The following is a 12342-nucleotide window of genomic DNA, read 5'->3' as shown; positions in this document are numbered from 1 at the left end:
CGGGCGACGACCGGTCACGCCGAGCGGGCCCACTCCGGGACGCGGGGGACGAGGTCCGCGATCGAGTCGTAGACGTGCGTGGGGCGGAACGGGTACTTCACCAGGTCCTCGGGGCGCGTCGACCCGGTGAGCACGAGGAACGTGCGCAGCCCGGCCTCGATCCCGGCGACGACGTCGGTGTCCATCCGGTCGCCGATCATCGCGGTGGTCTCGGAGTGCGCGTCGATCCGGTTCAGCGCGGACCGGATCATCATCGGGTTCGGCTTCCCCACGAAGTAGGGCTGCCGGCCCGTGGCCGCGGTGATCATCGCCGCCACGGCGCCGGTGGCGGGCAGGTCGCCCTCCTGGCTCGGCCCGGTGACGTCGGGGTTGGTCGCGATGAACCGCGCGCCGCCCTGGATCAGCCGGATCGCCCGCGTGATCGCCTCGAACGAGTACGTCCGCGTCTCGCCCAGCACCACGAAGTCCGGGTCGGCGGCCGTCAGCGTGTAGCCCGCCTCGTACAGCGCGGTCGTGAGCCCGGCCTCGCCGATGACGTAGGCCGAGCCGTTCGGCATCTGGTCGACCAGGAACTGCGCCGTGGCGAGCGCCGACGTCCACAGCGACTCCTCGGCCAGGTCGATGCCACCGGCCGCGAGCCGCGCGCGCAGGTCGCGCGGCGTGAAGATCGAGTTGTTGGTCAGGACGAGGAACCGGTGGTCGCCGTCCCGCAGCGCGCGGACGAACTCCGGGGCGCCCGGCACGGCGATGCCCTCGTGCACGAGCACGCCGTCCATGTCGGACAGCCAGGAGACGATGGGCCGGGTCACTGGTCGAAGGCCTTCCGCTCGACGGCGGCGCGCTCCTCGGGCTCGTCGTAGCGCTCGTCGCGCCGCGCGGCACGCCGACCGCGCCAGAGCTCGATCGCGACGGGGATCACCGAGATCAGCACGATGAGGACGGCGAGCGCCTCGATGTTCTCCCGGACGAACGTGATGGTGCCGAGCGCGTAGCCCAGCACGGTGATCCCGACGCCCCACAGCAGGGCGCCGACCACGTTGTACGAGACGAACGTCCGGTACCGCATCCCGCCGACGCCCGCGGCGACGGGCGCGTACGTGCGGACGATCGGCACGAACCGCGCCAGGATCACCGTCCGGCCGCCGTACTTGTCGAAGTACGCGTAGGTCTGGTCGATGTACTGCTGCTTGAAGATGCGCGAGTCCGGCCGCCGGAACAGCCGGGGGCCCACCTTGTGCCCGATGAAGTACGCCACCTGGTCGCCGAGGAACGCCGCCAGGAACAGCAGCACGCACAGCAGCCACAGCGGGAAGTCGAGCGCGTCCTGCGCCACGAGGGCGCCGGCGGTGAACAGCAGCGAGTCGCCGGGCAGGAGCGGGAACAGCAGCCCCGTCTCGATGAACACCACGAGCACGATGCCGATCAGCGCGTACGACCCGAACGAGGAGATCAGGTGCTCCGCGTCGAGCCAGTCCGGGAGCAGCGCGGGCTGCGCCCCGAGGGCGGGGACGAGGGAGACGAGCGCGGCGGACGCAGGCATGGGGACCAGAGTACGGCCGCGTCCCCGGCCGCGGCCCGGGACCGCGTGCGGGTCCTGCGGGGATCCGGGGCGGCCCCCGTGCGGGAGGATGGCCGCCGTGACGACCTCCACCGTGACCATCGGCACCCCGCTCACCGCCGGCTCGACGCGCGTCCTCCTGCTCGGCTCCGGCGAGCTCGGCAAGGAGGTGGCGATCGAGCTGCAGCGGCTCGGCGTCGAGGTGGTCGCCGTCGACCGGTACCCGGACGCCCCCGCGATGCAGGTCGCGCACCGGTCGCACGTCGTCGACATGCTCGACCCGGTGGCGCTGCGCGCGGTGCTCGACGCCGAGCAGCCGCACGTCGTCGTCCCGGAGATCGAGGCCATCGCGACGCAGGTGCTGGCCGAGGTCGAGGCCGCCGGCGTCCGCGTGGTCCCGACCGCGCGCGCCACCGCGCTGACCATGGACCGCGAGGGCATCCGCCGCCTCGCCGCCGAGGAGCTCGGCCTCCCGACGTCGCCGTACCGGTTCGTCGACGACCTCGAGGCGCTGCGGGCGGCGGTGGCCGAGGTCGGGCTGCCGTGCGTGGTGAAGCCGGTGATGTCGTCGTCGGGCAAGGGCCAGTCCGTCGTCCGCGCCGCCGACGACGTCGAGCACGCGTGGGCGTACGCGCAGTCGGGCGGCCGGGCCGCCGCGCACCACGGCGCCGCGGTGCGGGTGATCGTCGAGGGCTTCGTGCGGTTCGACTCCGAGATCACCCTGCTGACGGTCCGGCACGCCGGCGGCACGACGTTCTGCGAGCCGATCGGGCACGTGCAGGTCGACGGCGACTACCGCGAGTCCTGGCAGCCCGCGCCGCTGCCGGCGGCGACCCTCGCCGAGGCGCAGCGGGTCGCCGCGACCGTGACCGGGGCGCTCGGCGGCTGGGGCGTGTTCGGCGTCGAGCTGTTCGTCGTGGGGGACCAGGTGCTGTTCTCCGAGGTGTCGCCGCGGCCGCACGACACCGGGCTGGTCACGCTCGCCTCCCAGGACCTGTCGGAGTTCGCCCTGCACGCGCGCGCGGTGCTCGGGCTGCCGGCGGGCGAGGTCCTCGCGCTCGGGCCGGCCGCCTCGTGCGCCGTGCTCGCCGAGGGCACCGGCGTCCCGCGGTTCGCCGGCGTCGACGCGGCGCTCGCGGTGCCGACGGCGCAGCTGCGGCTGTTCGGCAAGCCGGCCGTCGCCGGCCGGCGACGGGTCGCGGTGACCGTGGCCCGGGGTGCGGACGTCGAGCAGGCGCGTGCGCGGGCGAGGGCCGCGGCCGACGCGCTGACGATCGAGCTCGTCTGAGGTGGGCGACGACCTGCGCGACCCCGAGGAGGTCGGCGTCGGACCCTGGCCCGGCGGTCCCGGCGCGTGGCCCGACGACCCCCGGTACGACCCGGAGCTCCTGGCGCACGGCGACCGCCGCAACGTCGCCGACCGGTACCGCTACTGGACCGTCGAGGCCGTCGTCGCCGACCTGGACACCCGCCGGCACCCGTTCCACGTGGCCATCGAGAACTGGGCGCACGACCTGAACATCGGCTCGGTGGTCCGCACCGCGAACGCGTTCAACGCCGCGGGGGTCCACGTGGTCGGCCGCCGCCGGTGGAACCGCCGCGGGGCGATGGTCACCGACCGCTACCTGCACGTCCACCACCACCCGACCGTCGACGACCTGCTCGCGTGGGCCCGGGCCGAGGGGCTGCCCGTGCTGGGTGTCGACAACGTGCCCGGCTCCGTCCCCCTCGACGGCCACCCGCTGCCGCGGGCGTGCGTGCTGCTGTTCGGGCAGGAGTCCGCCGGGCTGTCCGAGGCCGCGCGCGCCGGCGTCGAGGCCGTGCTGCACATCGACCAGTACGGGTCGACCCGCTCGATCAACGCGGGGGCCGCGGCGGCGATCGCGATGCACGCGTGGGCCGTCCGGCACGCGGGACCGCCGCCGGCGTCGTAGCGGTCCGGGCGTCCGTGGGCAGGACGTCCCGGACGCCGCGCGCCGGGGACGTGCCAAACTTGGTGCGATAGCGAAAACCCCACTCTCTTTGGAGCCGCTGCGATGCCCATCGCCACCCCTGAGGTGTACGCCGAGATGATCGACCGGGCGAAGGCGGGCAAGTTCGCCTACCCGGCCGTGAACATCACCTCCTCCCAGACCATCACCGCTGCGCTGCAGGGCTTCGCCGAGGCGGAGTCGGACGGCATCCTGCAGGTGTCCGTCGGTGGCGCCGAGTACGCGTCGGGCTCGACCATCAAGGACCGCGTCTCGGGCACCCGCGCGCTGGCCGCGTACGCGACCGAGGTCGCCAAGGGCTACGGCATCACCGTCGCCCTGCACACCGACCACTGCGTCAAGAAGAACCTGGACTCCTGGGTCCGCCCGCTCCTGGCCCTCGAGGCCGAGGAGGTCAAGGCCGGCAAGAACCCGACCTTCCAGTCCCACATGTTCGACGGCTCGGACATCCCGCTGGACGAGAACCTCGTCATCGCGGCCGAGCTCCTCGAGCTGTCGCAGGCCGCGCGCACGATCCTCGAGATCGAGGTCGGCGTCGTCGGTGGCGAGGAGGACGGCCACGAGGCCGCCATCAACGACAAGCTGTACACCACGGCCGAGGACGGCCTGGCGACGATCAAGGCCCTCGGCGCGGGCGAGAAGGGCCGCTACCTGACGGCCCTGACGTTCGGCAACGTGCACGGCGTGTACAAGCCGGGTGCCGTCAAGCTGCGCCCGTCGATCCTGGCCGAGATCCAGAAGACGGTCGGCGAGCAGATCGGCAAGGCCGACCCGTTCGACCTGGTCTTCCACGGCGGGTCCGGCTCCACGGCGGAGGAGATCGCCGAGGCGGTCGACAACGGCGTCATCAAGATGAACATCGACACCGACACCCAGTACGCGTTCACGCGTCCCGTGGTCGGCCACATGTTCAGCAACTACGACGGCGTCCTGAAGATCGACGGCGAGGTGGGCAACAAGAAGGCCTACGACCCGCGCGCCTGGGGCAAGCTGGCCGAGGCCGGCATGGCCGCCCGCATCGTCGAGGCGAGCCAGCAGCTGCGCTCGGCGGGCCACAGCATCCGCTGACCCCGCGACGACGCGACGAGGGCCCGGTCACCGCGTGGTGACCGGGCCCTCGTGCGTCGTGCGGGTGCCTGCGTCGCGCGGGTGCGCGTGGGGCGTCAGCCGGCCGGCGGGGCGTCCTCGACGACGTCGAGCAGCTCCCCGATCCGGGTGACCTCCAGGAGGAACTGGACGGTCGGCGGCACGTGCAGCAGCCGCACCCGGTGCGGGGTCCGCATGGCCAGCCGGGCGAGGAACGCCACGCCGGAGGAGTCCATGAACGTCACGTGGTGGGCGTCCACCTCGATGGGCACGCCCGCCTGCTCCGCGTCCGTCGTCGCCTGCGCGAGGTCCGCCCCGAGGTCGGCGTCGACCTCGCCCGAGAGCACGATCGTGGTCCGGTCGGGGGACAGGATGACGTGCACGGATCCCGGTTCGCCCGGGGCGTCGCGCGGTGCCGGTACCGTCGGGGTGGCCGCGGCTTCCGAGCCCTGGTCCCCGGCGCGCTCGCCCGGCGGGGTGCTGTTACCGTCGCGCACGATGCTCCCTTCGATCCGGATGGCGGCCTCGGTGGGCCGCGCCGGGTTTCGGCCTGGTCCCGGTGGGTGCTTCGCCGGTACCTGTCGGGAACGCTAGACGATCGGAGGCGGTGGTGGTCAACTCCACGCCCGGTGACGGCGCCGAGGAGACCCTCAGCACCATCGGCCGTGCACTCGGCCAGGTCGTCGGGATGCCGGTCCTCGTGGCGGCCGCGCAGCCCCACTGGCCCGTCGTGTGGGTGAACGCCGCGTTCACGGAGACCACCGGCCTCACGCTCGACGACGTCGCCGGGCCGGCGGCCGGCCTGGTGGCCCTCGCGGCCGAGGACGGCTCCGGCCTGCACGAGCTGCGGGACGCCGTGCTCGCGCGGCGCGCGACGTCCGCGCTGCTCCGGCTGCGGAAGGCCGACGGCGACTGGTTCTGGGCGCGCACCGTGGTGACGCCCGTGCTGGCCGGCGACGCGACGCAGGACGCCGGCGGTGCCGAGGACGCCGAGCCGACGCACTGGGTGGCCGCCCTGGTCGACGTGACCGCCGAGGTGGACCGCGACGCCGCCGTCGCCGCCGAGGTCGAGGTCGTGCGCCGGGAGAGCGAGGACCTCGCGCTGATCGGCGCCGTGTCCGACCTCGTCATGGACCTGGACGACCCCTACGCGCTGCGGGCGATCTCCGAGCTGCTGTCCCGGCGCGTCGTCGGCTGGGCCGGCTTCTACGTCGACGACGAGGGCCTGCAGGCCTCCGACGGGATGGAGAGCAGCCGCTCGTCGCGCGCGGGCGCCCGCCGGCACGGTGCCGCCGGGGCGCGCGGAGCCGTGCCGTCGACGTACGTCCCGCGGCGCGGCAGCCGGGCCGGGAGCGACCTGGTCCAGCGCCTGCTGGACGGCGAGGGCGAGGGCGCCCCCGTCGTCGACTTCGACACCGCCGCGGAGCACGAGCCGGGCTCCGCCTCCGCGTGGCTCGCCGCCGACCTGCGCGCGCGGGTGCCCGACGGCGCCGGGCTCGGGCACGTCGCGGTGGTCCCGCTGCCGGGCCGGCACCGGGTGCTCGGCGTGCTCGCGGTCGTGCCCCGTCCGGCCCCCGCGCGGCCCGAGGACGCCCGACCCGCACCGGCCCGCGGCGGCGTGGACGAACGCACCCGCACCATCCTGTCGCTGGTCGCCCGCCGGGTGGGCCTCGGCATGGAGAACGTGCGGCTCTACGCCCGCGAGCACCGGGTCGCCGAGACCCTGCAGCGGGCGATGCTGCCGGAGCAGGCCGAGGTGGACGGGCTCGACGTCTGGTCGTACTACGCGCCGAACGTCGTCTACGCCCAGGTCGGCGGCGACTGGTACGACGTCGTGCAGATCGCGCCCGACGTGGTCGGCGTCGTGATCGGCGACGTCGTCGGGCACGACGTCGAGGCCGCCGCCGCCATGGGCCAGCTGCGGTCGGTGGTGCGGGCCTACGCCTTCGAGGTGACCGAGCCGGGTGCGGTCCTCGAGCGCGTCGACCAGCTGGTCGGCGGCATGCGGATCCCGCGCTCCGCGGGCCTGGTGCTCACCACCCTGACCCGCCGCGCGGGCACCGACGGCGACTGCCCGGTGTGGAGCCTGGAGTACTCGCGCGCCGGGCACCTGCCCGCGCTGCTGGTGCGGGGCGGGGAGGTGGTCCTGCTCGACGACGCCGGAGGCCCGCTGATCGGCTTCGGGGACGGCGCCCGCCGCACCGCCCGGCACGACCTGCTGCCGGGCGACGTCCTCGTCTTCTACACGGACGGCCTCATCGAGCGCCGTGACCGGGCCCTGCTCGACGGCGTCCGCGCGCTGCGGGACGTCGCGGCCGGCGCCACCGCCGTCGACGCGGCCGGCATCGGCGAGGAGCTGCTGGCCCGCCTCGCGGACAACCCGGAGGACGACGTCGCCGTGGTCGTCGTCCGGATCCCCGACCTGACCGACACGTCGGGGCACGGCGGCAACGTCCGGAGCCGGCGCTGGCAGCTGCCGAGCGAGCCGGCGTCGATCGCGCGCGCCCGGCACGCCGTGGTGCGCACCTCGCACGCCTGGGAGCTGGGCGACGCGGCGAACGCCGAGCTGGTCGTGTCCGAGCTGGTCGCGAACGCGGTCCTGCACGGCTGGGGCCGGGTCACGCTGCAGCTGCACGACACCGGCGACGGCCTGCGGATCGAGGTGGAGGACTCCAACCCGACGCCGCCCGTCGCGACCGACGGGCACCCCGGGCGGATCGGCGGGTTCGGCATGCGCATCGTCGAGCGCCTGGCCGACTGGGGCTGGCGGCCGTCCCGGGGGGGCAAGGTCGTGTGGGCGCGCGTGCGACCCGTGGAGCCGCCCGTGGCGGGGACCGACGCGGGCTGAGGCCCGGCCGGGTCAGGCCGCGTCAGGCCGGGGCGGAGGCGTCCTCGGTGCTGGCCTCGGCGTCGTCGCCCGCGCAGCGGTGGTCGGCGTCGATGCGGAACAGGTCCAGCGCCCCGCAGATCTCGAGGACGAACAGGTCGCGCGGGTCGGCACCGCGCAGGACCGTCGCGCCGCCGCGCTTGCGGCTCGCGTCCGCGAGGGAGATGAGGAACGCCGCGCCCGTCGAGTCCATGAACGTCACGCCGCACATGTCGATCACCAGCAGCTGCCGGCGCAGACCGACGACGCGGGCGGCGATCTCGGGGAACTGGTCGCGCTCGGCCAGGTCGAGGTCGCCGGCGATCACGAGCGTGGTCGTCGCCGCCGAGGTGGCGATCTCGATCATGGGGGCCTCCGGCGGGGACGGACACGGGCTCGTCGACTGTAACCACCCGGGGACGGGGGCGCACGCCGGCCTGCCTGCGAGACTGGGCGCATGACCGGACCCAACCTGCTCGAGCCCGAGCCCACCCGCCTGCCGCAGGGCGCCGACGCGGACGCCCGCGCCGTCCTCACCGGAGGCGGCGACCTCCGCGACGCCGCGCGCGAGGTGCCCACGTCCTCCCTCGCCTGGGCGCTGCTCGCGGAGCGCGCCCTGCGCGACGAGGGCGACCCGGTGGCCGCCTACGCCTACGCGCGCACCGGCTACCACCGCGGCCTGGACTCCCTGCGCCGCGCCGGCTGGCGGGGTCGCGGGCCGGTGCCGGCGGACCACGAGCCGAACCAGGGGTTCCTGCGGGCGCTCCTCGCGCTCGCCGAGGCCGCGGAGGCCATCGGCGAGGAGGACGAGGCGGAGCGCTGCGCGCAGTTCCTCGTCGACTCCGGCACGTCGGCCGCCGAGGTGTCCGCGCTGCGCTGACCCGCGTCGTCGGCGCTGCCCGTGCGGGGCCGCGCTGACGGGTGGCGGGCGGCTCCGGTAATCTTCCGGAGGTACCGGGGTCGCCTGCCGTCCGGTGCCCGGACCACCCGCACCCGAGCCGTCGTGCTCGCCTGGAGTGCGGGGCGTCCGTCGCCGGGCAGGGTAGGAGTGGTGATCACATGCCGGCCGTCGTGGTGCTCGGGACCCAGTGGGGCGACGAGGGCAAGGGCAAGGCGACCGACCAGCTCGGGTCGCGGATCGACTACGTCGTGAAGTTCAACGGCGGCAACAACGCCGGGCACACCGTCGTCGTCAACGGCGAGAAGTACGCCCTGCACCTGCTGCCCTCCGGCATCCTGTCGCCCGGGGTCACGCCGGTCATCGGCAACGGCGTCGTCATCGACATCGAGGTCCTCTTCGAGGAGATCGACGCCCTCGAGGCCCGCGGCGTGTCCGCCGAGCGCCTGCTCGTGTCCTCCGCCGCGCACGTCATCGCGCCGTACCACCGCACGGTCGACAAGGTCACCGAGCGGTTCCTGGGCAAGCGGAAGATCGGCACGACCGGCCGCGGCATCGGTCCCGCCTACGCCGACAAGATCAACCGCGTCGGCATCCGCATCCAGGACCTGTTCGACGAGAACATCCTCCGGCAGAAGGTCGAGGGCGCCCTCGACCAGAAGAACCACCTGCTCGTGAAGGTCTACAACCGCCGGGCCATCACCGTCGACGAGACCGTCGAGGACCTCCTCACCTACGCCGAGCGGCTGCGCCCGTACGTCGCGGACACCCCGCTGGTGCTCAACCAGGCGCTCGACGCGGGCAAGACCCTCGTGTTCGAGGCCGGCCAGGCGACGATGCTCGACGTCGACCACGGCACCTACCCGTTCGTCACGTCGTCCTCCGCGACCGCCGGCGGCGCGTGCACCGGCTCCGGCGTCGGCCCGACCCGCATCGACCGGGTCGTCGGCGTGGCCAAGGCGTACACCACCCGTGTCGGGGAGGGCCCGTACCCCACCGAGCTGTTCGACGAGGACGGCGAGTGGCTGCGCCGGACCGGCGGCGAGTTCGGCACGACCACCGGCCGCCCCCGCCGCACCGGCTGGTACGACGCCGTCGTCGCCCGCTACTCCTCGCGCATCAACGGCCTGACGGACCTCGTCGTGACCAAGCTCGACGTCCTCACCGGGCGGGACACGATCCCCGTCGCGGTGGCGTACGACGTCGACGGGCGCCGGTTCGACGAGATGCCCGACGACCAGAGCGACTACCACCACGCGAAGCCGGTTTACGAGTACCTCGACGGCTGGACCGAGGACATCTCCGGTGCCCGCGAGCTGGCGGACCTCCCGGTCAACGCGCAGCGGTACCTCACGCACCTGGAGGAGATCTCGGGCTGCCGGATCTCCGCCGTCGGCGTGGGCCCCGGCCGCGAGGCGACCGTCTCGATCCACGACCTGCTCGGCTGAGGCGCCGCCGCGCTGGGTAGGGTCGGGCGCGTGAAGATCCTCGTCGTCGGGACCGGTGCCCGCGAGCACGCCCTCACCCTCGCCCTGCACCGCGACCCGGCGGTCACCGAGCTGCACGCCGCGCCCGGCAACCCCGGCATCGGCGCGCTCGCGACCCTGCACGCGGTCGACCAGCTGGACGGCGCGGCCGTCGCCGCGCTCGCCACGTCGCTCGGCGCGGACCTCGTCGTCGTCGGGCCCGAGGCGCCGCTGGTCGCCGGCGTGGCCGACGCCGTGCGCGCGGCGGGCGTCCCCGTGTTCGGGCCGAGCGCCGAGGCGGCACGGCTCGAGGGGTCCAAGGCCTTCGCCAAGGAGGTCATGGCCGCCGCGGGCGTGCCGACCGCCGAGCCGGTCGTCGTCACCGACCCGTCCGCCGCCGCCGCGGCGCTCGACACCTTCGGCGCGCCGTACGTGGTCAAGGAGGACGGCCTCGCCGCGGGCAAGGGGGTCGTCGTCACCGCCGACCGCGCCGTCGCGCTCGAGCACGCCCTCGCCTGCCTCGCGCGGCCGGGCGGCCGGGTCGTCGTCGAGGACTACCTGGACGGACCCGAGGTCTCGCTCTTCGTGCTCTCGGACGGCGCCACCGTCGTGCCGCTCGTGCCCGCGCAGGACTTCAAGCGCGTCGGCGACGCCGACACCGGGCCCAACACCGGGGGCATGGGCGCGTACACCCCGCTGCCGTGGGCACCCGACGGGCTGGTCGACGAGGTCGTCGCCCGGGTCGCCCAGCCCACCGTCGACGAGATGGCCCGGCGCGGGACCCCGTTCGTCGGCGTCCTCTACTGCGGTCTCGCGATGACCAGCCAGGGGATGCGGGTCGTGGAGTTCAACGCGCGGTTCGGCGACCCCGAGACCCAGGTCGTGCTCGCGCGGCTCAGCACGCCGCTCGCCGGGGTGCTGCTCGCGGCGGCCACCGGCGCGCTGGCCACGCTGCCGCCGCTGCAGTGGTCCGACCAGGCCGCCGTGACCGTCGTCGTGGCGTCCTCGGGGTACCCGGAGGCGCCGCGCACCGGGGACGTGGTGACCGGGCTCGCCGAGGCCGACGCCGTGCCCGGCGTGCACGTGCTGCACGCGGGGACCGCCGAGGGTGCCGACGGCGCCGTGCTGTCCGCGGGCGGGCGGGTGCTGTCGGTCGTCGGCGTCGGCGAGGACCTCGCCGCGGCACGGGCGGCGGCCTACGCCGGGGTCGAGCGGATCGGGCTGGACGGGTCGCACCACCGGTCGGACATCGCGCAGGCGGCCGCGGAGGGCTGAGCCGGGCTCAGACCAGCGTGAGCACGCCGAGCAGCGCGACGGCCGCACCGAGCAGCATCGACACGGTGATCAGCACCAGGTGCACGGTGAGGAACCGCGTGGGCCGCCCCTGGGCGTCGCGGGAGCGCGGGTCCTTGACGATGCGCGCGCCGAACCGCGGCCACACGAGCAGGCTCCACAGACCGGCGACGAGCAGCAGGACGGACCAGGCGACGGGGAGCTCCATACCGGCGAGTATGCCGTGGCGCTTTGGCAGGATGGGCGCATGACCGCACCTGCGCTGCCCGGCTGGACGCACACCTACTCGGGCAAGGTCCGCGACCTGTACGTCCCCGACACCACGCAGGACGAGGGTGCCGCGGTGGCCGAGGCGCACGGCGACGTGGTCCTCGTCGTCGCGAGCGACCGGGTCAGCGCGTTCGACCACGTGCTGAGCCCGGGCATCCCCGACAAGGGCGTGGTGCTGACGCAGCTGAGCCTGTGGTGGTTCGGCCAGCTCGCCGACCTGGTCCCGAACCACGTGGTGAGCGCCGTCGCGCCGGAGGTGCCGGAGGCGGTGCTCGGTCGCGCGATGGTGTGCCGGCGGCTGGAGATGTTCCCGGTGGAGTGCGTGGCGCGCGGCTACCTCACCGGGTCCGGCCTGGTGGAGTACCGCGCGGGCGGTGCGGTGACGGGCATCCCGCTGCCGGCGGGCCTGGTCGACGGGTCGCGGCTGCCGGAGCCGATCTTCACGCCGGCCACCAAGGCGGAGCTCGGCGAGCACGACGAGAACGTCAGCCTGGACGTCGTGGCCGCGCAGCTGGGCCGGGCGCGGGCCGAGGAGCTCCGCGACCTGACCCTGGCGGTGTACGCGCGGGCCGAGCAGATCGCCCGGGAGCGGGGAGTCATCCTGGCGGACACGAAGCTCGAGTTCGGCACCGACCCGACGACGGGCGCCGTGACCCTGGGCGACGAGGTGCTGACCCCGGACTCGTCGCGGTTCTGGCCGGCGGACGCGTGGGAGCCGGGCCGCCCGCAGCCGAGCTTCGACAAGCAGTACGTGCGGGACTGGCTGGTGTCGGCGGGTGCGGGCTGGGACCGTGCGGGCGACGCCGAGCCCCCGACGCTGCCGGCCGACGTGGTGGCGCGGACGCGGGCCCGCTACCTGGAGGCCTACGAACGGCTGACGGGGACGCCGCTCACGGTGTGAGCGACGCCCCCGC

Annotated in this window: 13 protein-coding genes; 8 read left to right on the top strand and 5 right to left on the bottom strand. The window is 74.6% G+C overall.

Translation table 11 applies throughout. The annotated features are described in order from the left end of the window. Positions 1-14: 14 nt before the first annotated feature. Entirely contained in the window at positions 15-809 is a 795-nt protein-coding gene (locus tag ACWPWW_RS09095) for an HAD-IIA family hydrolase (RefSeq protein ID WP_454049994.1), read from the bottom strand. After that, positions 806-1540, bottom strand: coding sequence for a VTT domain-containing protein (locus ACWPWW_RS09090; RefSeq protein WP_454049993.1), 735 nt, complete (start codon positions 1538-1540; stop codon positions 806-808). Before ACWPWW_RS09090 ends, ACWPWW_RS09095 begins: the two co-directional genes overlap by 4 nt. Positions 1541-1637: 97 nt before the next feature. Between ACWPWW_RS09090 and purT the strand changes: the two genes are divergently transcribed. The 3 genes from purT to fbaA all read left to right on the top strand — a co-directional run bounded on the left by purT (position 1638) and on the right by fbaA (position 4617). Further along, positions 1638-2846: a formate-dependent phosphoribosylglycinamide formyltransferase gene (gene purT, locus ACWPWW_RS09085; protein WP_454049992.1), complete on the top strand. Its 1209-nt coding sequence runs from the start codon at positions 1638-1640 to the stop codon at positions 2844-2846. Between the two features lies 1 nt (position 2847). Continuing rightward, complete coding sequence (locus ACWPWW_RS09080; protein ID WP_454049991.1) at positions 2848-3492, top strand: TrmH family RNA methyltransferase; 645 nt, start codon at positions 2848-2850, stop codon at positions 3490-3492. 102 nt (positions 3493-3594) lie between these two features. Next, the gene (gene fbaA / locus ACWPWW_RS09075; RefSeq protein ID WP_454049990.1) at positions 3595-4617 is read left to right on the top strand and encodes a class II fructose-bisphosphate aldolase; all 1023 of its coding nucleotides are present in this window, start codon (positions 3595-3597) and stop codon (positions 4615-4617) included. A 95-nt stretch (positions 4618-4712) separates the two neighbouring features. Here the strand turns inward: fbaA and ACWPWW_RS09070 are convergent, their stop codons facing one another. Further along, positions 4713-5132 carry an STAS domain-containing protein gene (locus tag ACWPWW_RS09070; RefSeq protein ID WP_454049989.1) on the bottom strand — a complete coding sequence of 140 codons (420 nt, stop codon included), beginning with the start codon at positions 5130-5132 and terminating at the stop codon, positions 4713-4715. Between the two features lie 110 nt (positions 5133-5242). Here ACWPWW_RS09070 and ACWPWW_RS09065 point away from each other — a divergent pair, with 110 nt between their 5' ends. Further along, complete coding sequence (locus ACWPWW_RS09065; protein WP_454049988.1) at positions 5243-7483, top strand: SpoIIE family protein phosphatase; 2241 nt, start codon at positions 5243-5245, stop codon at positions 7481-7483. A gap of 22 nt (positions 7484-7505) precedes the next feature. On the opposite strand, the gene ACWPWW_RS09060 is transcribed toward ACWPWW_RS09065, so the two are convergent. After that, a complete protein-coding gene (locus ACWPWW_RS09060) occupies positions 7506-7868 on the bottom strand; it encodes an STAS domain-containing protein (protein ID WP_454049987.1) in 363 nt (120 codons plus the stop codon). A 90-nt stretch (positions 7869-7958) separates the two neighbouring features. Between ACWPWW_RS09060 and ACWPWW_RS09055 the strand changes: the two genes are divergently transcribed. The 3 genes from ACWPWW_RS09055 (at position 7959) to purD (ending at position 11140) form a co-directional block, all read left to right on the top strand. Beyond that, positions 7959-8381, top strand: a complete 423-nt coding sequence (locus ACWPWW_RS09055) for a DUF3151 domain-containing protein (RefSeq protein ID WP_454049986.1) — start codon at positions 7959-7961, stop codon at positions 8379-8381. A 179-nt stretch (positions 8382-8560) separates the two neighbouring features. Continuing rightward, positions 8561-9847 carry an adenylosuccinate synthase gene (locus ACWPWW_RS09050; protein WP_454049985.1) on the top strand — a complete coding sequence of 429 codons (1287 nt, stop codon included), beginning with the start codon at positions 8561-8563 and terminating at the stop codon, positions 9845-9847. Between the two features lie 30 nt (positions 9848-9877). Continuing rightward, positions 9878-11140 (top strand): phosphoribosylamine--glycine ligase, encoded by a 1263-nt coding sequence (purD, locus tag ACWPWW_RS09045; RefSeq protein ID WP_454049984.1) that lies wholly within the window; start codon positions 9878-9880, stop codon positions 11138-11140. A 7-nt stretch (positions 11141-11147) separates the two neighbouring features. Here purD and ACWPWW_RS09040 read toward each other — a convergent pair whose 3' ends face one another. After that, positions 11148-11366 carry an SCO4848 family membrane protein gene (locus ACWPWW_RS09040; protein ID WP_454049983.1) on the bottom strand — a complete coding sequence of 73 codons (219 nt, stop codon included), beginning with the start codon at positions 11364-11366 and terminating at the stop codon, positions 11148-11150. A 39-nt stretch (positions 11367-11405) separates the two neighbouring features. Between ACWPWW_RS09040 and ACWPWW_RS09035 the strand changes: the two genes are divergently transcribed. Next, positions 11406-12329 carry a phosphoribosylaminoimidazolesuccinocarboxamide synthase gene (locus tag ACWPWW_RS09035; protein WP_454049982.1) on the top strand — a complete coding sequence of 308 codons (924 nt, stop codon included), beginning with the start codon at positions 11406-11408 and terminating at the stop codon, positions 12327-12329. Positions 12330-12342: the final 13 nt, after the last annotated feature.

The organism is Cellulomonas sp. Marseille-Q8402, assembly GCF_965119525.1.
This window is presented reverse-complemented; position numbering and strand designations above follow the sequence as displayed.

What these genes read in the sequence shown, in the direction of transcription:
- ACWPWW_RS09090 (WP_454049993.1), bottom strand. Translation starts at nt 1,540, where the DNA reads ATGCCTGCGTCCGCCGCGCTCGTCTCCCTCGTCCCCGCCCTCGGGGCG.
- ACWPWW_RS09040 (WP_454049983.1), bottom strand. Translation starts at nt 11,366, where the DNA reads ATGGAGCTCCCCGTCGCCTGGTCCGTCCTGCTGCTCGTCGCCGGTCTG.
- ACWPWW_RS09035 (WP_454049982.1), top strand. Translation starts at nt 11,406, where the DNA reads ATGACCGCACCTGCGCTGCCCGGCTGGACGCACACCTACTCGGGCAAG.
- ACWPWW_RS09060 (WP_454049987.1), bottom strand. Translation starts at nt 7,868, where the DNA reads ATGATCGAGATCGCCACCTCGGCGGCGACGACCACGCTCGTGATCGCC.
- fbaA (WP_454049990.1), top strand. Translation starts at nt 3,595, where the DNA reads ATGCCCATCGCCACCCCTGAGGTGTACGCCGAGATGATCGACCGGGCG.
- ACWPWW_RS09055 (WP_454049986.1), top strand. Translation starts at nt 7,959, where the DNA reads ATGACCGGACCCAACCTGCTCGAGCCCGAGCCCACCCGCCTGCCGCAG.
- ACWPWW_RS09050 (WP_454049985.1), top strand. Translation starts at nt 8,561, where the DNA reads ATGCCGGCCGTCGTGGTGCTCGGGACCCAGTGGGGCGACGAGGGCAAG.